General features: G+C 74.2%; 13 protein-coding genes and 1 pseudogene. 9 read left to right on the top strand and 5 right to left on the bottom strand.

Translation table 11 applies throughout. The features are described 5' to 3' along the window. Positions 1-131, top strand: a pseudogene (locus tag ABZX11_RS37110) (IS982 family transposase); the annotation flags it as partial. Positions 132-158: 27 nt separating this feature from the next. On the opposite strand, the gene ABZX11_RS37105 reads toward ABZX11_RS37110, so the two are convergent. The 3 genes from ABZX11_RS37105 to ABZX11_RS37095 all read right to left on the bottom strand — a co-directional run bounded on the left by ABZX11_RS37105 (position 159) and on the right by ABZX11_RS37095 (position 3387). Next, on the bottom strand, positions 159-875 hold the full coding sequence (locus ABZX11_RS37105) for a transporter substrate-binding domain-containing protein (RefSeq protein WP_354922277.1): 717 nt from the start codon (positions 873-875) through the stop codon (positions 159-161). Between the two features lie 49 nt (positions 876-924). Then, positions 925-2016, bottom strand: coding sequence for an aldose epimerase family protein (locus ABZX11_RS37100; protein WP_354922274.1), 1092 nt, complete (start codon positions 2014-2016; stop codon positions 925-927). A 123-nt stretch (positions 2017-2139) separates the two neighbouring features. Further along, positions 2140-3387: a helix-turn-helix domain-containing protein gene (locus ABZX11_RS37095; RefSeq protein WP_354922271.1), complete on the bottom strand. Its 1248-nt coding sequence runs from the start codon at positions 3385-3387 to the stop codon at positions 2140-2142. Positions 3388-3670: 283 nt separating this feature from the next. On the opposite strand from ABZX11_RS37095, the gene ABZX11_RS37090 reads away from it, so the two are divergent. The 7 genes from ABZX11_RS37090 (at position 3671) to ABZX11_RS37060 (ending at position 18910) form a co-directional block, all read left to right on the top strand. Beyond that, on the top strand, positions 3671-5671 hold the full coding sequence (locus ABZX11_RS37090; protein WP_354922268.1) for an MMPL family transporter: 2001 nt from the start codon (positions 3671-3673) through the stop codon (positions 5669-5671). Further along, positions 5668-7053 carry an MFS transporter gene (locus tag ABZX11_RS37085; RefSeq protein ID WP_354922265.1) on the top strand — a complete coding sequence of 462 codons (1386 nt, stop codon included), beginning with the start codon at positions 5668-5670 and terminating at the stop codon, positions 7051-7053. The genes ABZX11_RS37090 and ABZX11_RS37085 overlap by 4 nt, the downstream gene beginning before the upstream one ends. A gap of 93 nt (positions 7054-7146) precedes the next feature. Continuing rightward, a complete protein-coding gene (locus ABZX11_RS37080) occupies positions 7147-8886 on the top strand; it encodes a fatty acyl-AMP ligase (RefSeq protein WP_354922262.1) in 1740 nt (579 codons plus the stop codon). After that, positions 8883-15110 carry an SDR family NAD(P)-dependent oxidoreductase gene (locus ABZX11_RS37075; protein ID WP_354922259.1) on the top strand — a complete coding sequence of 2076 codons (6228 nt, stop codon included), beginning with the start codon at positions 8883-8885 and terminating at the stop codon, positions 15108-15110. Before ABZX11_RS37080 ends, ABZX11_RS37075 begins: the two co-directional genes overlap by 4 nt. Beyond that, positions 15110-16687, top strand: a complete 1578-nt coding sequence (locus ABZX11_RS37070; RefSeq protein ID WP_354922256.1) for an acyl-CoA carboxylase subunit beta — start codon at positions 15110-15112, stop codon at positions 16685-16687. Before ABZX11_RS37075 ends, ABZX11_RS37070 begins: the two co-directional genes overlap by 1 nt. Positions 16688-16696: 9 nt before the next feature. Further along, positions 16697-17671, top strand: coding sequence for an alpha/beta hydrolase family protein (locus ABZX11_RS37065; protein ID WP_354922253.1), 975 nt, complete (start codon positions 16697-16699; stop codon positions 17669-17671). 30 nt (positions 17672-17701) lie between these two features. Beyond that, positions 17702-18910 (top strand): lipase family protein, encoded by a 1209-nt coding sequence (locus ABZX11_RS37060; protein ID WP_354922250.1) that lies wholly within the window; start codon positions 17702-17704, stop codon positions 18908-18910. Between the two features lie 62 nt (positions 18911-18972). Here the strand turns inward: ABZX11_RS37060 and ABZX11_RS37055 are convergent, their stop codons facing one another. After that, positions 18973-19632: a cutinase family protein gene (locus tag ABZX11_RS37055; protein ID WP_354922247.1), complete on the bottom strand. Its 660-nt coding sequence runs from the start codon at positions 19630-19632 to the stop codon at positions 18973-18975. 179 nt (positions 19633-19811) lie between these two features. Beyond that, entirely contained in the window at positions 19812-20489 is a 678-nt protein-coding gene (locus tag ABZX11_RS37050; protein ID WP_176170140.1) for a TetR/AcrR family transcriptional regulator, read from the bottom strand. Between the two features lie 139 nt (positions 20490-20628). On the opposite strand from ABZX11_RS37050, the gene ABZX11_RS37045 reads away from it, so the two are divergent. After that, on the top strand, positions 20629-21843 hold the full coding sequence (locus ABZX11_RS37045) for a helix-turn-helix domain-containing protein (RefSeq protein ID WP_354922243.1): 1215 nt from the start codon (positions 20629-20631) through the stop codon (positions 21841-21843). Positions 21844-21885 lie beyond the last annotated feature (42 nt).

The following is a 21885-nucleotide window of genomic DNA, read 5'->3' as shown; positions in this document are numbered from 1 at the left end:
ACGGCGGACGCACCATCGAGGGTGTCGGCGTCCGCGTCGCCCAACGCCTCCTCGCGTTGACCGCCGCCATCTGGCACAACCGCGCCACCGGCCAAGCCATCACCCGATCCCTGACCGCCTACGACCACTGACCGAGTTACGCATTACTCGTCTAGCCGTCAGGCGGGCGCGGCGACCGTGGCGTCCTGCTTCGCGCGGCGCAGGGCCTCGGCGACGAAGCCCGTGGCCTTCAGCTCTTCGACCAGGTCGTGCAGGAACGCGACCGTCTCCGGCCGGCGGTCGGGGGTGGTGCACACGGCCTGGCGGATCTCCATGAACCGCCCCGGGAGCACCCGGGTGCCGGGGTGAGCGGTGACGTAGGCGGTCAGCGGCTGGCGGATCCCGGCGGCGACCTCCAGGCCGCCGTCCTCGAACGCGGTGAGGCCGTCCTCGCCGCGCACGATCGTCGCGTGCTGCAAGGTCCTGGTCAGGTACAGGTCGTACGCGGACCCCTGCTTGACGCCGATCCGGACGTCCGGCCGGTCGACGTCGTCCGGCGAAGCGAACGGCGAGCCGTCGGGGACGACGTACACGCCTTCGATGAGGACGTACGGTGCCGTGAACGTCACCTGGGCCGCGCGGGCGGGTTCGATCGCCAGGAAACCCAGGTCGGCCGCGCCGGAGGTCAGCGCCTCGAACGACTTGCGGGCCGCGTCGAAGCAGGCGAACGCCACCGGCACGGCCAGCCGGGCAGCCACCTCGCGCGCGAGGTCGACCGTGATCCCGCCCGGCTCCGCCGGCGTGCCGTGCGCGAGCACGGGGTTGCCGAGGTTGATCGAGGCGCGCAGCGTGCCGGTGGGCGCGAGGTCCGCGGCGACGGCGGAAAGATCTCCCATGACCGGCGAGGCTAGCGGCGGGACTCCGCGTGCGCCCCGCGATTGTCGTTCACGCCACCGGCGGCTCGTCCGCGGTGGTCAGGGCGAACACCGTCTCCTGGTGGTAGACCTCGCCCGGGCGCAGCACCGTGCTGGGGAAGTCCGGCCGGTTGGGGGAGTCCGGGAAGTGCTGCGCCTCCAGCGCGAAGCCCGCGCCGCGGTGGTAGGGCCGGCCGCTCGTGCCGGTCAGGTCCGCGGTGAGGTAGTTGCCCGAGTAGAACTGCAGGCCCGGCTCGGTCGTCCACATGGTGAGCAGCCGCCCGGACGCCGGATCCCACGCGCGGGCGGCGAACGGGGCGCCGTCGTCGAGCACCCAGTTGTGGTCGTAGCCCCGGCCGATCACCAGCTGGGGGTCCGGCTCGCCGACCCGGGCGCCGATCGGCGCCCACGCGCGGAAGTCGAACGGCGTCCCGGCGACCGGGACCGGGTCGCCCGCCGGGATCAGGTCCTCGCCGGTCGGGCAGTACCGGCTCGCGGCGAGCTGCAGCCGGTGCTCGTGGACGTCGCCCGTCCCTTCGCCGGCCAGGTTCCAGTAGGTGTGGTTGGTCAGGTTGACCACGGTCGGCGCGTCGGTGGTCGCGCGGTAGGTGATGCGCAGCCGGCCGCGCGCGTCGAGGCGGTAGGTGACCTCGGTGGTGAGCCGGCCGGGGTAGCCCTGGTCGCCGTCCGGGCTGATCAGCGTGAGCCGCACGGCGACGCCGTCGTCGTCCCGGACCTCGGCCGCCGACCAGACCCGCGTGTCGAATCCGGCGGGGCCGCCGTGGAGGCTGTTCTTGCCGTTGTTGAGGGGCACCCGGTACTGGACGCCGTCGAGGGTGAACGTGCCGCCGGCGATCCGGTTGGCGAACCGGCCGATCACCGCGCCGAGGAACACCCGGTCCGCCTCGGGGCCGTTGTTGGCGACGTAGGAGTCCAGGTCCGCGAAGCCGAGGACGACGTTGGCGAGGCGGCCGTCGCGGTCCGGCGCCTCCAGTGACTGCAGCACGCCGCCGTAGTCGAGCACGCGCACGACCGGCCCGCCGGGGTGCCGGAGCGTGTACCGGTGGACGTCGGTGCCGCCGGCCTTGCCGAACAGCTCCCGGGTGAGTTCGGGTGCGGTCATCGTCGATCCTCCCGGACTGTTAGCGCTAACAGCCTGGATCGACCTTAGATTCGCGGCTGCACGCGGTCAAGGACACTCGCCGGAACAGCCGCCCGAGGCCCCGCCAGAGCCGTGGCGGGGGCCTCAGCGGTCGCCGGCCGGCGGACGGGTGCCCAGCAGCCGGTGGGCGCTCAGGGCCATCTGGATCTCCAGGCGCTTCGCCGGATCCGCCAGCCGGTCGCCGAACAGCTCGGCCAGCTGGCTCACGCGGTAGCGGACCGTCTGCGGGTGGATCCGCAGGGCCCGGGCGATGTCCGGGGTGTTGCCGCTGTGCTCCAGCCAGCTCAGCAGCGTCTCGGCCAGCCGCGTCTGCTGCTTGGGCGTCAGGCCCGCGAACGGGGCGAGCGCCTTCGCCGACAGCTCGTCCAGCAGGAAGCGGTCGAGCAGCAGCCAGTGCGTGGCCAGGTGGTCGGCCGTGTGCGTCACCGAAGCGTCGCCGGCCAGGCCGCCCCGGAGCAGGTCGAGGGTGCGGCGGGCCCACTGCAGTGACGTCGCCGCGTCGGCCGGGCGGACCCGGGGGCCGACCGCCGCGCGCCAGCCCGGCAACCGGCCCTCCAGGCCCCGCAGGTCGCGGTCCGGCCTCGGGGTGAGCAGGCACGGCTCGGGGCCTTCGAGGTCCAGCAGCACGTCGCCGGCCAGCTGCGGGGTCGGCGGCGGGTGCGGGCCGGTCCGGGGGTCGAGCGCGACCACCGTGACCCACTCCGGGATCACCCACTGCGCGGCCTTGGCCATCGTCGCCAGCGTGGCCGGGGACGTCGGCGGGGTGGCCAGCAGCAGTTCGAGGAGCCGGCGCCGCCGTCGTTCGAGCGTGCCGGTCGCCATCGCCTGGGCGAGGGTGTAGCCCTCGACCGAGTAGGAGGAAATCTCTTCCACGTAGGCGAAGATGGCCTCGGCGCCGACGCACAGCACGGCCGCGGAGAACCGGTGGGCCTGCCCCAGCTCGGCGACGTAGCGCCACGCCGCCCGCCCGCCGGCGCGGTAGGCGGCCTGCAGCGAGTTGAGGCTGCCGCCGTCGTGGTGGACGCGCCTGCCGACCTCCACGAACAACTCGGCCCATTCGTCCGTTGTGGACGGTAGCTCCTCGATGCTGTCGATGCAGCTGAGCACCGCCTGCTCGATGGCGAGCACGATCATCTTGCCGAATTCGCCTTCGAGGGGCTTGGCGTACTCCGGGACGGCGGTCTGGACCTCCTCGAGGATCCGCCGCGCGAGCGGGTCGGCGTGCGGGCGGAAGCGCCCGGCGAGTTCGGTGGGCAGCGAGCACCACAGCTGCCGCGCGCGGCCGGTGCCCCGCGGCTGCGGGATCGCCGCCTGCGTGATCGTCCCGGTCATGCTTCACACCCCTCGCCGCGCCGCGTGCAGTGTTCGCGCCGTCGTCGGCGCGGACGTCATGTACTCACACGGGATCGGAGTTGGCAACCGGCATCCCTGCGTCCGAGACGGGTTCTGTCACGCCGGGACCAACGCCCGCACCGGAGTTTGTCACCTGCCCGACAAACCCGGATCACTAACCGCGGCAAAGGTTTCCGGGATTCGATTTGTGAACCGGGACGGTATCTTCGCGCCCCGCATGGTTGTTAGCGTGATCAACCGGGCCGCGGGAGGAGGAGAACCGATGACGGCGCTCGTTTCCTGGTGTTTCCGCCGGGCCGGCGTCGTGCTCGTGCTGTGGCTGGCGGCTCTCGGCGGGCTGCTTCCCGCCGCGCTGCACACCGGCGCGGCCTTCCGCGACACGGTGGTGCTCCCCGCCGCCGACAGCACGCTGGCGGCGAACCTGCTGCGCAGCACCGGTTCCGGCGGCGCCGGCGAACGCGTGGTCGCTTCCTCCCCGGACGGCCCGATCGACCGTGGTCCGGGCCGGTTGCGGCTCGACGCGCTGGCCGCTCGCCTCGCGGCGTTGCCGCACGTGGTGTCCGTCGACCCGGCGCCGGGACAGGTGTCCGCCGACCGGCGGACGGCGGTGCTCACCGTGCGCTTCGACGCGCCGGCCGCCGACCTCGGCCAGGGGACGGCCGACGCGCTGGCCGCCACCGTCCGGAACGCCGACGGCCTGACCGCCGGGGCGTCCGGCGAGCTCGCCGCGACGACGGCCGCCGCGCCCGACCTGGGCAACGCCGGGATCGGCCTGCTCGCCGCGGCCGTGGTGCTGCTGGTGGCCTTCGGCTCGGTGACCTGCGTGCTGCTCCCGGTCCTGACCGCGGCGGTCTCGGTGGGCTGCGCGCTGGCCGCCGCGACGCTGTTGTCGCACGTCATGACCATGCCGAAGATCAGCACCGAGATCGCCGCCCTGCTGGGGCTCGGCATCGGCGTCGACTACGCGCTGTTCGTGCTCACCCGCTACCGCCAGGGCCGCCGGGACGGCGCCGAACCGGCGGCGGCGCTGGCGGTGGCGGCCGCGACCTCGGGCCGCAGCGTGGTCTTCGCCGGGGTCACCGTGTGCGTCTCGCTGGCCGGGATGCTCACCGTCGGCCTGCCGTTCCTGACCGGGATCGCGGTCGCCGCCGCGGTCTCGGTGCTGCTGGCCGCCCTGGCCGCGCTGACCCTGCTGCCCGCGTTGCTGCGTCCGGTCGCCCGGCGGATGAAGGTGCGCCCGGACGCGCGGGCCGTCGGGTGGGCCCGGCTCGCCCGGTCGGTGACCGCGCGCCCCGGCCCGTACACGCTGGCCGCCCTGCTGGTCGTGGCCGTGCTCGCACTCCCGGTGGCCGGGCTGCGGCTCGGCGTGCCGGACGCCGCGCTCGACCCGCCCGGCAGCATCACGCGGACGGCCGCCGAACTGCTGCAGGAGGGTTTCGGGCCGGGTGCGGACGCACCCCTGCTGGTGGTCGGCACCGGCGGCGATTCGGTGGGCGAACTGCGGGAAGCGCTGCGGGCCGGCGCCGACGTCGGCCCGCCTGCCGCGCTGCCCGGCGGGGTCTGGCTGCTCACGGTGGTCCCGCGGACCGCACCCGGTGATCCGGCGACCGGCGAGCTGCTCGCCTCCACGCGGGTGCTGGCCAGGATCCTCGGCAGCCCGGACGCGAGCGTCGGCGGGGTGGTCGCGGCCCGGGCCGACTTCGCCGAAGCGATCACCGCCCGGCTGCCGCTGTTCTTCGCCGCCGTCATCGGGATTTCGGTGCTGCTGCTGGCCTGGGTGTTCCGCAGCGTGCTGATCCCGCTCACCGCGGCGGTGATGAACCTGCTGACCGCGGCCGCGACGGCCGGCGTGGTGGTGTTCGCCTTCGGCGCCCCGACCGAGCCGTACCTGCCGGTGTTCCTGTTCGCCGGGCTGTTCGGGCTGTCGATGGACTACGAGGTCTTCCTCATCGCCCGCATCCAGGAGGCGTGGCGCCGCCACGGCGACACCCGCGCGGCCGTCGTCGACGGGGTCGCGGCGACCGGCCGGACCATCACCGCGGCCGCGCTGATCATGGCGCTGGTGTTCGTGTCGTTCGCCTTCGTCGACGCCAGGGTGGTGCGGGAGGCCGGTGCCGGCCTGACCGTCGCCGTGCTGCTGGACGCCGTCGTCGTCCGGTGCGTGCTCGTCCCCGCCGTGATGGCCCGGCTCGGCGCGGCCAACTGGTGGTTCCCGCACCGGAACGCGGTCGTCGCCGCCGAGCTGGCGGGGAGCACGCGATGACCCGGCGGACGCTGGTCGTGCTCGCGCTCGGCGCGTTCGTCACGACGCTGGACAACACGATCGTCGTCGCGGGTGCGCCGTCGATCGCCCGCGACCTCGGCCTGGACGTCCGGGCGCTGCAGTGGATCGCGCTCGGGTACATGCTGCCGTTCGCCGGGCTCCTGCCGGCCGCGGGCGCGCTCGTCGACCGCTGGGGACGGCGCCCGGCGCTGGCCGGTGCGCTGCTCGCGTTCGGTGGCGGCGCGGCGGTGGGCGGGCTGGCGGGCTCGGCGTGGCTGCTGGTCGCCGCGCGGGTGCTGCAGGGCGTGGCGGCCGCGTTCCTGGTGCCCGGCCTGCTGAGCCTGCTGCGGACCAACCTCGACGCGCGCGGCCGGACGTTCGGGGCGGCGGTGTGGACGGCCTGCCTGGCCGCGGCACTGGCCGGCGGGCCGGCGCTCGGCGGGGTCTTGAGCGAATACTGCGGCTGGGCCTGGATCTTCTTCGTCAACCTGCCGTTCGTGGCCGCGATGCTGGTGCTGCTGCCGGGGACCGTGCCGCCCGGCCGCGACGCCGGGGCCCGCACGCCACCGGCATCGGCGATGGTCCTGGTGACGGCGAGCCTGGTGCTGCTCACCACGGCGCTGGCCGAACCCGCGCTCCGGATCCCGCTGCTCGCCGCGGGGATCGCCGCCGGGGTGGTGTTCTTCGTCCGGGAGCGGCGGGCGCGGGAGCGGCTGGTCCCGCGCGCCCTGACCGGGAACCGGGTGTTCGTGGGCTCGCTCGGCCTGCAGCTGCTGTGGGGACTGGGCATTTCCGGGATCTTCTTCTTCACGCCGTTGCTGCACCAGGAGTTCCTCGGGCTCGGCCCGGCCGCCGCCGGGCTGCCCCTGGTGCTGGTCGCGGTGGCGGTGGTGGCCGCGACCCCGCTGGTGCCGGCCGCGGCCGCCCGGCACGGTCCACTGCGGACGGTGGCGGCGGGGCTGGCGGTGGTGGGCGCGGGCCTGCTGGCCGTGGCCGCGGTGAACCACCTCCCGTCGCTGTGGCCGCGTGTGCCGGGCCTGGTCCTGGTCGGTGCGGGCTCGGCGTTCACCGTCCCGATGACCTCGCACGCGCTCGACGTGGTGGCACCACACCACTCCGGCACGGCGTCGGGCTGGCTCACCGCGGCGCGGGAACTGTCGAGCGCGCTCGGGGTGGCGCTGATCGGCGCGGTGCTGACGGCGGTGCGCGCGGCGCGGCTCGAAGCGGGTGCCGCCGCCGGGCCGGCCCTGGCCGGCGGGTACACCGCGGGCCTGCTCACCGCGGCCGCGCTGACCTTCGCGGGCGCGCTGCTGGCCGTGCGCGTGCCCGGGCCCCGCCTGGCCGAGACCTCGTCGCCGCGTGACAAACGTGCTGTCCCGTAACCCGTTTCGCCATGAGTATCCGCGATCGAATCGTTGACAACCGCACCGGCGCGGTTATTCACTGCGCCGGGTAAACGCTCTCTGCGAGGATGCATGGAAACCATTTCCCGGCCGGTTCCCGGCACCGGTACGCCCGTCGCCGCCGGCGAATCCTTCGCCACCTTGCTGGGGCAGTGGGCGCACCGCCTCGGCGACCGGATCGCCGTGACCCACCTCGACCACCACCACGGCGAACGGGCGGTTTCGCTCACCTGGCGCGAGCTCGACGAGCGGGTCGAGGCGGTCGCGGTCCGGCTGTCCGAAGTGGCCGGTCCGGGGGAGCGGGCGGCGGTGCTGGCCGGGCAGTCCACCGGGTACGTCGTCGCGTTCCTCGGTGCGCTGCGGGCCGGGCTGGTCGCCGTGCCGCTGTTCGCGCCCGGCCTGCCCGGGCACGCGGGCCGGCTGGCCGCGGCGCTCGCCGACTGCGGCCCGCGCGTCGTGCTGACCACGGACGGCGACCGCGAGCCGGTCACCCGGTTCCTCGCCGGTGGCCCGGTCGACGCGGTGGTGGTCGACGTCGACGCCGTGCCGCCCGCCGGGCCGCGCGGGTGGCCCGAGCCCGATCCGGACGCCCCGGCGTACCTGCAGTACACGTCCGGGTCGACGCGCTCGCCGGCCGGGGTCGTGCTGACCCACCGCAACGTGCTGGCCAACGCCCGCCAGGCGTGCACCGCCTACGGCGCGGAAAGCGGGACCACGTCGACGGTCAGCTGGCTGCCGCTGTTCCACGACATGGGGCTGATCCTCGGCATCGGCGCGCCGATGACCGGCGGGCTGGAATCGGTCCTGATGGACCCCCTGGCGTTCCTCGAGCAGCCCGCGCGCTGGCTGCGCGCGCTCTCGGCGAGCCCGGGCGCGATCAGCGCGGCCCCGAACTTCGCCTACGCCTACTGCGCCTCCCGCGTCACCGAGGCCGAGAAGCTCCACCTCGAGCTGAGCCGGGTGGTCTCGCTGATCAACGGCAGCGAGCCGGTGCTGCCGGCCACGATCGCGAAGTTCCACGACGCCTTCGCCGGCTGCGGGCTGCGGCCCGAGGTGCACCGGTCCTCCTACGGCCTGGCCGAGGCCACCGTGCTGGTTTCGGTGACCGACGCCGGAAAACCGCCGCGGCAGGTCACCTTCGACCGGGCCCGGCTCGCCGCCGGCTACGCCGTGCCCGTCGTCCCGGGCACGACCGCCACCACGCTCGTCTCGTGCGGCCGCCCGGCCGGCCAGCGGGTGCGGATCGCCGACCCGGTGAACGGCCGGCCCGCCGAACCGGGCGAGGTCGGCGAAATCCGGGTCAGTGGCCCGAACGTCGGCCGCGGTTACTGGGGCCGGCCCGACGCGTCGGCGGCCGCCTTCGGCCTGCCGCCACTCGATCCGGACACCGGCGAGGGCTGGCTGGCGACCGGTGACCTCGGCGTGGTCTTCGACGGCGAGCTGTTCGTGACCGGCCGGCTGAAGGACCTGGTCGTCGTCGACGGCCGCAACCACTACCCGCAGGACATCGAGCAGACCGTGGAGGAACACCCGGCCGTCCGGCCGCACTCGGCCGCGGCCTTCGCGATCGACGGCGACGACGGCGAAGCCGCGGTCGTCGTGCTGGAACGCGCGAAGGACACCGAAGCCGACATCGCCGCGGCGACCGCCGCGGTGACGGCGGCGGTCTCGGCCGGGCACGGGCTGCGCCTGCACGACGTCGTCTTCCTGGCCCCGGGCGAAGTGCCCCGCACCTCCAGCGGCAAGATCAGCAGGGCGCGGTGCCGGGTGTCCTACCTGGACGGTGCGCTGACCGCGCGGCGGCTCGGATGAGCGCGCCGGACGCCGCGGCGATCCGCGCCTGGCTGATCGCGCGGCTCGGTGCCGTCGACCCCGGCCGGCCGTTGCACGAAACCGGACTGTCCTCACGGGACGCGACGACCCTGGCGGCCGACCTCGGCGCGTTCGCCGGCCGCCCGCTCGCCCCGACCCTGGTGTGGCAGTACCCGACGATCGACGCGCTCGCCGCCCACCTGTCCACTGTGGAGCCGGTGCCGGCGCACGTTCCCCTGCCGGAGGACGGCGAGCCGATCGCGGTCGTCGGCCTCGGCTGCCGGCTGCCCGGCGGCATCGAATCCCCGGAGGCGTTCTGGCGCTTCCTCGACGACGGCGGCGACGGCATCGGTACCGTCCCGGACGGCCGCTGGGAGACCTTCGCCCCGGCGGAGGAGCTCGCCGGCGTGCCCGCCCGCGGCGGGTTCCTCGACGACGTCGCCGGGTTCGACGCGGAGTTCTTCGGCATCACCCCGCGGGAAGCCGAGGCGATGGACCCGCAGCAGCGGATCCTGCTGGAGGTCGCCTGGGCGGCGCTGGAGCACGCGGGCATCCCGCCCGCCGGCCTGCGCGGCAGCCGGACCGGGGTGTTCGTCGGGCTGTCGGCCACCGAGTACGGCTCGCTGACGATGACCGACGTCGGCGCGGTCGACGTCTGGTCCGGCACCGGCGCGGCGGCGAGCATCGCGGCGAACCGGCTGTCGTACCTGCTCGACCTGCGCGGGCCCAGCCTCACCCTGGACACCGCGTGCTCGTCGTCGCTGGTCGCGGTGCACCAGGCGGTGCAGAGCCTGCGCCGCGGCGAGAGCGAAACCGCGCTGGCCGCCGGGGTGAACGTGCTGCTCTCGCCGGGGATCACGGCCGGCTTCCACCGGGCCGGCGTGCTGGCCGCGGACGGCCGCTGCAAACCCTTCGACGCCGGCGCCGACGGGATCGTCCGGGGCGAAGGCTGCGGCGTCGTCGTGCTCAGGACCCTGCGGGCGGCCCGGCGGGCGGGTGACCGGGTGCTGGCGCTGATCCGCGGCAGCGCGGTCAACTCCGACGGCCGCTCCAACGGGCTGACCGCACCCAACCCCGCCGCGCAGGCGGCATTGCTGCGTGACGCGTACGCCACGGCGGGTGTCGATCCGTCCTCTGTGGACTACGTGGAGGCGCACGGCACCGGGACACCGCTGGGCGACCCGCTGGAGGCGGGGGCACTGGCGGCGGTGCTCGGGCCGGGCCGCCCGGCCGCCCGTCCGCTGCTGCTGGGGTCGGTGAAGAGCAACCTGGGCCACCTCGAAGGCGCGGCCGGGATCACCGGGCTGCTGAAGGTGGTGCTGGCGATGACGCACCGGCGGCTGCCGCCCAGCCTGCACTTCCGCGAACCGAACCCGCGCATCGACTTCACCGGGCTGCGGGTGGTGGCGTCGGGAACGGACTGGCCGCGCTACCCGGGAACCGCGCGGGCCGGGGTTTCGGCGTTCGGGTTCGGCGGGACGAACGCGCACGTCGTGGTCGAGGAGTGGCCGTCCGCGGCGTTCCCGCCCCGGGCCGGTGCCGCCGGCCCGCAGGTGTTCGCCCTCTCGGCGCGGTCCGCCGAGGTGCTGCACGCGCGGGCGGAACAGCTGGCGGACTGGCTGGCGGAGAGTGACGTGCCCCTGGACGCCGTGGCGTCGACGCTCGCGCACCGGCGGGAGCACCTGCCGGTGCGCGGGGCGGTGGTCGGGGAGAGCCGCGGTGAGGTGGTCGAAGCCTTGCGCAACCTGGCCGCCGGTGACCAGGCGGCGGACACCGGTGTCGTTTTCGTCTTCTCCGGGTACGGCTCGCAGTGGTCCGGGATGGGCCGCCTGCTGCTCCGCTCGGAGCCCGCCTTCCGGGCGGAGATCGACGCGCTCGATCCCGTCTTCCGCGCCGAAGCCGGGTTTTCCCTGCGTGAGGCGCTGGAGCGGCCCGGCCTCGCCGGGACCCAGCTCGCCCTCTTCGGGATCCAGCTCGCCTTGGCCGCACTCTGGCGTTCGCACGGTGTCGTTCCCGCGGCCGTGCTCGGGCACTCGATGGGCGAGGTGGCGGCAGCCGTCGTGGCCGGGGCGCTGGAAGTCGCCGACGGCCTGCGGGTCATGGCCGCCCGGGCGCGGCTGCTCGCGGACCTCGACGAACGCGGCGACGGGGCGATGGCGGTCGTCGAGCTGACACCGGCCGAGCTCGCGCAGTTCCCGGACGTCGCCATCGCGGTCTACGCCTCGCCGACCCAGTGCACCATCAGCGGAGCCGCCGACGACGTCGACGCCGTGGTCGCGCACGCCGAAGGCCTCGGCAGGCTGGCCCGGCGGCTGCCGGTCGGCGGGGCCGGGCATTCCGCGGCCGTCGAACCGCTGCTCGGCCCGTTCCGCGCCGCGGTGGCCGGGCTGACCCCCGGTGTGCCCCCAATCCGGTGCTACAGCAGCGTCCACGACGAACCGCCGTCCTTCGACGTCGAATACTGGGCGGCGAACCTGCGCCGTCCCGTGCGGTTCAGCCAGGCACTCGCCGCGGCGGCCGCGGACGGGCACACCGTGTTCGTCGAAATCTCGCCGCACCCGGTGGCACTGGCCGCCATCGAACAGTGCGGCGTCCTCGGACTGCCCTCGGCGAGCCGCCGGATCGACGAGCGGACGGCGTTCCTCACCAGCCTCGCCCGGCTCCACGTCCGTGGCCGGCCCGGCGTGCTGGCCGCCCGGCCGCAGACGCCGCCGGTCGAGCTGCCCGGCCCGGTGTGGCGGCACACCCGCTTCTGGCCGCGCCGGACCGTCCGCACCGGCGGGGCGCACCCGCTGCTCGGCGTGCACGTCGAAGACCCCGGTGGCGGCCACCTGTGGCGCGGTGACGTCGGCACCGCGGCGTGGGCGTGGCTGGCCGACCACCCGGTCCGGGGCGTCCCGGTGTTCCCGGCCACCGGCTTCCTCGAACTGGCGCTCGCCGCGGCCGGCCCGGGCGGCCGCGTCCACGACCTCGAACTGCGGGAGGTGCTCCCGCTCGGCGAGCACACCGAGGTCACCACGACGCTGCGCGGGGCCGAGCTGAGCGTCCACACGCGGGCCGGGCAGTGGATCCGGCACGCCACCGCGCGGATCGGCACCGGCGGCACGCCGTCGGCGCCGTTCGGGGAGACCGCCGGGGAACCGGTCGACGTCTACCGCGCGCTGGCCGAGCTGGGACAGTCCTACGGGCCGGCCTTCCGCGGCCTGCGCCGGGTGACCGCGGCGCCCGGGCGCGCGTCGGCGTCGATCGCGCAGCCGGACGCCGACCACCCCGCGTACGTGCTGCACCCCGCCCTCGCCGACGCCTGCCTGCACACGCTGGCCGCGGCCGTCGGCGCGGCGGACGCTCTGTACCTGCCGCTCAGCATCGGCGAGGTGATCGTCGCGGGCGATCCCCGCCGCGGGGTGCGGGTCGACGCCGTGCTGAAGGAGTCCGGCGAGGGCGTGCTCGGCAGCGTGCAGCTGGTCGACTCCGACGACGTCGTCTTGGTCGAGTTCCGCGACGTCTACTGCCGTCCTTACCGCGACGCGGCGGTGACGCGCCTGCTGTTCGAGGCATCGTGGCAGCCGTCGCCACTGCCTGAGGCGCCGGAATTGTCGGTGCCGGTCGGTAGAGTGGAAAACGGGGGGCGCCCCCGCGGGCACCGGTGGATCGTGCTGTCGGGCGATGGCTCGACCCTGGCCGGCGAAGACGTCCGGACCGCCCGCCTCGGCGACCGGGCCGAGTTGGCGAAGCTGCTGCGTGACGGGGAGCCGGCCGCCGTCGTCGCCCTGCTCGGCGCCGCGGACGAGCCCGATCCGGCCCGGGGCGCCCGGCTGGCCGGGACCGTGGCCGGGGTCGTCGCCGAGCTCGCCGAGCTGCCGGTGGCGCCGCGGTTGTGGCTGGTGACGTCCGGGGCGCACAGCGTCGAGGCGGGGGAGCGGGGTGACCCGGGAGCCGCCGCGCTGCGCGGGCTCGTGCGCGTGCTGGCCTTCGAACACCCCGAGCTGCGCGTGACCCAGGTCGACGGCGCCGCCGACCGGCTGCCCGGCGAGATCCGCGCGGACGCCCCGGACGACGAGATCGCCTGGCGCGGCGGCGTGCGGTACACGCGGCGGCTGAGCCGTCCGTCGCCGGGGGAACCGGTGCGCGAGCCCGTCCGCGACGGCGCGTACATCATCACCGGCGGCCTCGGCGGCCTGGGCCGGGCGGCGGCGAAGTGGCTGGCCGCGCGGGGCGCGACGCGGCTGGTGCTCAACAGCAGGCACGCCGCCGACCCCGGGCCGTCCGAGATCGACGTCCGGGTGGTGCCCGGCGACATCGCCGCCCCCGGCACGGCCGAAGCCCTGGTCGCGGCAGCCGTCGAAGGGGGCGTGCCGCTGCGCGGGGTGCTGCACGCCGCCGGCGTCCTGGCCGACGGCGCCGCGATCAGCCTGGACGCCGACGCGCTCGAAGCGGTCTGGCGGCCGAAGGCGCTGGGCGCGTGGCGGCTGCACGAGGCGACGGCCGGGCACGACCTCGACTGGTGGCTGGTGTACTCGTCGGCGGCCGCGCTGTTCGGATCACCGGGCCAGGCGGCGTACGCGACGGCGAACGCGTGGACGGACGCGCTGGTGGCCTGGCGCCGCGCCCAAGGACTCCCGGCGACGACGATCGGCTGGGGCGCGTGGGGCGAGGTGGGCGCGGCGGCCGGGTCGGTCAACCCGGTGCTCGAGCCGCTCGGGACCGGGGAAGCGCTGTCGGCACTGGAATTCGTGCTGGCCCGCGACCGCACGGCGACCGGCGTGGCCCGGGTGGACTCCGGCGCGGTGCTGGAGCTGTTCCCGAGGTTGGGGGAGCGGCCGTTCTTCGCGCTCTTCGCACCGCGGACGCCATCGTCCACATGGGACGGCCTGGAGGCACTGCGCGGGGGAACGCCGGAGGCGGCCCGTGCGGCGATCGCGGCCCACCTGGCGGGGGTGATCGCGGACCTGCTGGGGCTGGCGGAGGTGGACCGGACGGTCCCGCTCACCCGGCTGGGGCTCGACTCGCTGTCGGCGATGCGGGCCCGGGGGGCGGTGGAACGGGACTTCGGGGTGCCGTTGCCGATCCCGTTGCTGCTGCGGGGGGCGAGTTTGGCGGAGCTGGCGGAGAACCTGGCGGACCAGGCGGGTTTCGGTCCGGCGGCGGAAACCGAGACGCGGGAGAGCGCAGAGTCGCAAGCCGGTCCCACCACGGCGCCGGTCGTCACCGGGCCGCGGGATCCGGCCGAACGGTGGGTGGCCCGGCACTGGCGGGCCGTCCTCGGCGGCCCCGAACCCGGCGTCCACGACCGTTTCCCCGGCGACGCCGCGCAAGCCGGGCAACTCCGCGCCCTCTTCACCGAACACCTCACCGCCGTTCCCGACGAGCTCTTCGCCACCCCCACCGTGGCCGCGATGGCCGATCTCGTGCGGGCCGAACTCGAAGGCCACGGCGGCGGCCCGGTGCGGCTGCTGCGCGACGGCGTGGCCGGCGACCCGGTCTTCCTCTTCCACCCGGCCGGCGGCACCGCGAGCGTCTACCGCGAACTCGCCCGGCTGCTCCCCGAAGGCCGTCCCGTCTACGGTTTCGAACGCCTCGACGACCGGGACACCGTCGAGGCCAAGGCCGCCCGGTACGCCGAACTCGTCCGGCAGGTCCAGCCGGCCGGTCCGTACCGGCTGGGCGGCTGGTCGTTCGGTGGCTGTCTCGCCTACGAGACGGCCCGGCAGCTGAACGGCGCCGAAGTCGTCTTCCTCATCGACACCATCCTGCCGCTGCCCGGCACGGCCAGCCCGGCGGACCTGCTCCTGGATCGCTTCGACCGGTTCGCCGCCCACATTTCGCGGACCTACGGCGTCCCGTTCGCGGTGCCCCGCGGCGAACTGGCCGAGCTGGACGAAGACGCCCAGATCCGCTGGGTCATGACCCGGCTGGCCGAGCAGGTGCCGGACCTGGGCGCCGGCGTCCTGCGTCACCAGTACGAGTCCTATGTGGACGCAAGGGTGGCCGAGCGGTACACGCCGCAACGCCATGACGGTCGCGTGGTCCTGCTTCGCGCTCAGGAGCCCCACCCGCTCACCACCGCGCTGGACCCGCGGTACCTGCGCACCGACGACGCCCTCGGCTGGGACGCCCACTGCCGCGCCCTCGAAGTCGTGCGCGTCCCGGGCGACCACGTGTCGATGATCGACCCGCCGCACGTGGCCGTGCTGGCCGACCGGATCGGGAAGGTGGTCCGCTGATGGACGAGCTCACCCCGACCACCGCGTTCCGGATCGCCGATCTCGCCGCCCGGCAGGACGAAGCCGTGCGGATCGCCGAGAAGCGGGCCGTCGACCGGCAGCACGCCAAGGGGAAGCTGACCGCGCGCGAACGGATCGACCTGCTGCTGGACCCCGGGTCCTTCGTGGAGGTGGACCAGTTCGCGCGGCACCGGTGCGCCGAGTTCGGGATGGACGCGAACCGGCCGTGGGGCGACGGCGTCGTCACCGGGCACGGCACCGTCGACGGGCGGCAGATCTGCGTGTTCTCGCAGGACTTCAGCGTCTTCGGCGGCAGCCTCGGCGAGGTCTCCGGCGAAAAGGTGCTCAAGCTGATGGACCTGGCCATGACCATCGGCTGCCCGGTCGTCGGGATCAACGACTCCGGCGGCGCGCGGATCCAGGAAGGCGTCGTGTCCCTGGCGTACTACGCCGAGCTCGGCCGCCGCACCGCGCACGCCTCCGGGGTGATCCCGCAGATCTCGCTGATCCTGGGACCGTGCGCCGGCGGGGCGGTGTACGCGCCGGCGATGACCGACTTCGTCGTGATGGTCGACGACACCTCGCACATGTTCGTCACCGGCCCGGACGTCGTGCACGCCGTCACCGGCGAGCGCGTCACCGCGCAGGAACTCGGCGGCGCGGCCGTGCAGAGCGAGGTCGCCGGCAACGCCCACCACCGGGCTGCCGACGAGCAAGACGCCCTCGACTGGGTGCAGACGCTGCTCGGCTACCTGCCCGCGAACAACCTCGACCCCGGGCCCGTCTACGCCGACGACACCGGCACCGGCCTCACCGCCGCCGACCTCGCGCTCGACCGGCTGGTGCCCGACTCGCCGCACGAGACCTACGACGTGACCGAGCTGATCGCCGCGCTGGTCGACGACGGCGAGTTCACCGAGGTGCACAGCGCCTTCGCGCCCAACATGATCTGCGCCTTCGCGCGGGTGGAGGGCCACACCGCCGGCATCGTCGCCAACCAGCCGCGGCACCAGGCCGGCGTGCTCGACATCGACGCTTCGGAAAAGGCCGCGCGGTTCGTGCGCTTCTGCGACGCGTTCTCGATCCCGCTGCTCACCCTGGCCGACGTCCCCGGCTACCTGCCGGGCACCGAGCAGGAACGCGGCGGCATCATCCGCCGCGGCGCCAAGCTGATCTACGCCTATTCCGAGGCGACCGTGCCGAAGGTGACCGTGGTGGTCCGGAAGGCCTACGGCGGTGGCTACGCGGTGATGGGCTCCAAGCACCTCGGCGCCGACGTCGTGCTGGCCTGGCCCACCGCGGAGATCGCGGTGATGGGCGCCGAAGGCGCGGTGCGGGTGCTCTACCGGCGCGAGCTGGCCGGCCTGCCCGCCGGCGAACGGGAGGCGGCGCGCCGCCGGCTCACCGACGAGTACCGCAAACGCCACGGCGGCCCCTACCTCGCCGCCGAGCGCGGGTACGTCGACCACGTCGTCCAGCCGTCGCAGACCCGCCTCCAGGTGGCGCGGGCGCTGCGGATGCTGCGCACCAAACGGCAGAGCCTGCCGGCTCGCAAACACGGAAACATCCCCCTCTGAGGAGCCCCCATGAAGCGGATCGCCCTGCTGGCGCTGTCCGTCGTCATCCTGCTCGCCGGGGCCGGCGTGGTGCCCGCGCAGGCGAGCCCGGCCGTGGCCGACGACGGCGCGAAGGTCGTCCAGGAGACGTGGCTGGACGCCCGGACCGTCGACCTGCAGATCAGCTCGCCCGCACTGGGCACCACCGGGATGGTGCGGCTGATCGTGCCGTCCGGCTGGGCCGCGCAGCCCACCCGCACCTGGCCGGTGCTGTACCTGCTGCACGGCTGCTGCGAGCCGGTCGACTACCGCTCGTGGGACCAGTTCACCGACGTCAAGGCGTTCACCGCGGCCAAGGACGCCCTGGTCGTGATGCCGACGGACGGGGCGGCGGGGATGTACACGAAGTGGTGGAACTTCGGGCTGCGGAACACCCCGGACTGGGACACCTTCCACACCGCCGAAGTGCGCCAGATCGTCGAGCGCGGCTACCGCGGCGGCACCCGCCGCGCCGTCGCCGGGCTCTCGATCGGCGGGTACGGCGCGATGGCGTACGCCTTCAAGCACCCGGGGATGTTCGGCGCGGCCGCGTCCTACAGCGGGGTGCCGAACACGCTCTACCCTGGCCTGCCGGTCTGGATCATCGGCATCCTGGCCCGCGGCGGGTTCTACAACTACCTCGACCTCTGGGGCGACGCGTTCGGCTTGAAGACGCTGTGGACGGCCAACAACCCCTACGACCACATCGACCAGCTGCGCGGCACCGCGCTCTACGTCTCCTGCGGCAACGGCCAGACCGGGCCGCTCGACCCGCCGAACCAGGCGGACTTCCTCGAGTCGACGGCGGAGATGTCGTCCCGCAGCTTCACCGACCGCCTGCAGACGGCCGGCATCCCGGTGACCGTCGACTACTACGGGGCCGGCACCCACAGCTGGCCGTACTGGCAGCGGGCCCTGCACCAGTCCTGGCCGGTCCTGGCCGGCGCGCTGGGCCTCCCGGCCTGAGCGCGGTCCCTTTCCCCGATGGAGGTTGTGGTGAAGCGTGCCCGACGTCGCGCCGTGCTTTCGGCGCTCCTGACCTGCTGCCTGGTCGCGCTGGGCGTGGCGGCCGCGAACCCGCCCGCCGGTGCGGCCCCGCTGCTGCCCGGCCCGTTCGACGACTCCTTCTACACCCCGCCCTCCCCGCTGCCGGCGGGCAAGCCGGGTGACGTCATCCGCTGGCGGCCTTCGGTGCCGCTGCTGAACACGCTCAACGCCGACGCCTGGCAGGTCATGTACCTCTCGACCAACGCGCTCGGGAACCGGAACGCGGTGACCGGCACGATCCTCGTGCCGAAGGGGGTGAACCCGGCCACGGCACCGATCATCGGCTACGCCGTCGGCACGCAGGGCCCGGCGTTCAAGTGTACGGCGTCCAAGGCGATGGAACGGGGCACGCTCTACGACCAGCCTGCCATCAACGACTCGCTCTCCAGCGGCTACGCGGTCGCGGTGACCGACTACGAGGGCTACTCGCCGGCGACCGTGCCCACCTACATCACCGGGCAGTCGATGGGGCCCGCCGTGATCGACTCGGTGCGGGCGGCGCAGGACCTGCCGTCCGCGCGGCTGTCGAAGAGCGCCAAGGTGATCTTCCAGGGTTACTCGCAGGGCGGCGGTGGATCGATGTGGGCCGGCGAAAAGCAGCCCGCGTACGCGCCGGAGCTGAACGTCGTCGGCGTCGTCGCGGGCGGGGTGCCCGCCGACCTGACCGAAGTCGCCAAGGGCCTCGACGGGTTCATCGGGTTCGGGTTCCTGGCCTTCGCCGCCGTCGGGCTCGACGCCGCCTACCCGGATCTGCGGCTCGATTCGTTCCTCAACGACACCGGCCGCCGGCAGCTGGCCGACGCGAAGAAGAACGCCTGCACCGCGGAACTGCTGCTGAACTACTCCTTCAAGAAGATCGGCGACTTCACCACGTCCAACCCGCTGGGGACGCCGCAGTGGCAGGCGCGGCTGGCGCAGAACAAGCTCGGTGCGCACCCGCCGCGGGTGCCGGTGTTCCAGTACCACGCGAGCACGGACGAAATCGTCAACACCCCGCAGGCGGAAACCCTGCACCGCGCGTACTGCGCGGCCGGCGTGCGCGAGCAGTGGACGACGTACCCGGCCGAACACGCGAGCGGCATCCTCGCCGGCAACGCCGACGCGCACCAGTGGATCGTCAAGCGGTTCAACGGCGAAACGGCACCTTCGAACTGCTGAAGAAAGCCCGTGAATGCCCCGTCGAGCAATTCGACGGGGCATTCACGGGTTCTGGGTACGGCTCAGACCTTGCTCGCGGCGAAGGCGGCCGCGTCGCCGGCGTTGCTCCCGTAGCTCAGGTGGGCCAGGATGTTGAACCCGCCCGCCTGGCAGATCGGGTCGCCCGCGGCGCAGTAGTCCTTCGTGCGGCCGGCGTAGGTGCCGGTGACCGAGCGGCCGATCGCGCGGATCGGGTTGCCGAACAACAGGATCGCGGCGATCCGCGGGGCCAGATCCGCCGGGATGGTCGCGACGATCGGGCCGCCGACGATGGCGCCGTCGCTGCTGATGCCGATCGAGTTGTCGACGACGTTGGCGCCCTGGGAGTAGCCGACCAGGACGAACCGCTGGGCCGGGCAGGCCGCGGCCTGCGTCCGCACGTGGGCGACCAGGTCGGTGTTGCCCTTCTGCACCGACGCCGGCTCGCCGAGGTCGGCGGGGTAGTCGACGCGGTAGCTGCTCACCGACCGCGGGCGCAGCCGGTTCTGCACGGCCGAGAAGACCGGGTCGCCGACGATGAAGCCCAGCGTGCCGGGTTCACCGGTGCCGCGGGCCACCGGGACGTCGATGTCGGTGCAGGGCGCGGCCGAGGCGGCAGGCGCGGCGGCCACGGTGAGCCCGGCGACGGCGAAGCCGACGGCGGCCACGGCGGAAAACACGTTCTTCTTGGGGGCGCGAAGCATGGCTGATCTCACCTCGTTGTGGGAAACAGGGGTCGGCAAGCGCTTTCCGCGGGAGACGGAAATGGCTGCGGCGCTTGCGGTTATCGCAGCGTCGCAGTGGTTGCCGAACCCGGCAAGAGGTGATTCCGGCGGACCGCCGGAAATTGTTCAGCCGGTGACAAACGGTCCGAGGTGAACGCTCAGGTAGCGGACTGTGCGGCCGGCTGCGGGTCGTCGAGGCGCTCCAGCAGCGTGGGATCCAGCCCGCGCAGCGCGGCCATGACGAACCCGGTGGCCAGTTCCCCGGCGGCGATCGGGTCGAGGCCGGGGGAGTGCGAGACGTGCATCGCGGCCCGCCCGACCAGGCCGACCATCATCTCGCCGAGCAGGTCCGCGCCGGGGCCGACCGGGCGGCCGTGGGCGAGCAGGTGCTCCCGGACCTGGCCGATCACGTGGGTGGCGATGGAATCGGCCAGCGCGCGGCGCTCGTTCGACATCTCGTCGACGGCCGAGTCGAACAGCAGCCGGAAGCTCTCCGGGTGGGCGCCGGCGTAGCCGAACATGGCCATCACCGAGATCCGGACGCGTTCCTCCAGCGGGCACGCGTTCGCCGTCGCGTGCGCGCTGATCACCCAGGCGCGCAACGCGGCGACCTCCCGGCGGACGGTGGTGCGGAACAGGGCGGCCTTGTCCCCGAAGTGCGCGTAGAGCGTGGGCTTGGTGGAGTCGGCGCGGTCGGCGATCAGGCCCATGGTGGCCTGCGCGTACCCCCGCTCGGCGAACACCGCGCGGGCGGCGTCGAGCAGCTCGTCGTCGGTCGGCCGGGCCGCCGGGCTGCGGCGGGCGCTGGATCGATCAGGAGGACTCTGCCTGCTCATGGAGGTGTACTGTACGGACTCCTTGCTTTACTTTCCGGTAAAGCAAGGACTGTGACATCCGGGGCCGCGCCCCGGGCCGGGGGCTCGGCCACCCGGACCCCCGAAAGAGCGTCGATCGCCTGCCGGTGGAGGAATCCTGGTGTCCCGCGACAGTGCTCGGCAACCGGTTCCGGCGCCCCAGGACGCCGGCGAGGAAGTCATCCGGCGCAGAGAGCTCGCCGCGCTCATGCGTCCGGCGCTGCCGGCCCTGGCGGACTGGATCGTCCGGGAGGTCCGGCGGGCGGTGCCCGTCTACGCCCGGCCGGGCGACGGGTCCTACGGGCGGGTGACCCGCCACGCCGTCGAGTGCGCGGTCGAGCTCTTCGTGGACCTCGTCGAGGATCCGCTGGCTTCCCGCGAACGGCTGTACGAGACGTGCCGCCGGCTCGGCGTCGGCGAAGCCCGGGAGGGCCGGACGCTCGACGACCTGCAGGCGGCCTACCGCGTCGGCACCCGGGTCGGCTGGCGCTGGATCATGCGGCTGGGCCGGCGCCACCGGCTGTCGTCGGCGGCCATGGCGCAGCTGGCCGAGATGCTGTTCGGGTACGCGGACGAACTCGCCCGGATGTCGAGCCGCGGTCACCGGGAAACGTGGGCGGAGATCGAGGGCACCCGGGTGGGCCTGCGACGGCGGCTGCTGCGGTTGCTGACCGGCCCCGGCACGGTTCCGGACGCGGTCCTCGCCGAGCTGGCGGCCGCGGCGGGCTGGCCGGTGCCGCGGGAGGTGGCCGCGGTCGCCGCGGAAGCGACCGTGAGCACGGCGTGGGGGCCCGACGTCCTCGCCGACCTCGACCCGCCGCAGCCGTACCTGCTGCTCCCGGCCCCGGTGGACGCGCGGGCACTGACGCGGCTCGGCACCCGCATCGCGGTCGGGCCGCCGACCGACCTCGGCGGTGCCGCTCATTCCCTGCGCTGGGCGCGCGCCGCGCTGCGGCTGGTGGCCGAGGGCGCGCTCCCGGACGCTCCCGTGACGTGGTGCTCCGACCACCTGACGGAGCTGTGGCTGTTGTCCGACTCGCCGCTGGCCGACCAGGTCGCCCGGCGGCAGCTCGCTCCGCTCGAGAAGTTCCCCGAGCGGACGCGCCACCGGCTCGGCGAGACCCTGCTGTCCTGGCTGCAGAACGGCGGCAACTCCGAAAAGATCGCGGTCGACCTCGCGGTGCACCCGCAGACGGTCCGCTACCGCGTGCGCCAGCTGAAGCAGGCCTTCGGTGCTCGCCTCGACGATCCCGACGCCCGCTTCGCCATGCAGGCCGCGCTGCGCGCCTCGGGGTTGCGGATCGCCCGGAACGAGTTCTCCCCTCCGGAGCCGTAGGAGGCTTCCCGGCTCGGCTCCCGACCTTGTCCCCAGCGAGAA

It is taken from the genome of Amycolatopsis sp. NPDC004169 (assembly GCF_040610315.1).
Classification (GTDB): Bacteria; Actinomycetota; Actinomycetes; order Mycobacteriales; family Pseudonocardiaceae; genus Amycolatopsis.
The sequence above is the reverse complement of the archived record's forward strand: the minus strand, read 5'-3'. Positions and strand labels throughout refer to the sequence as shown.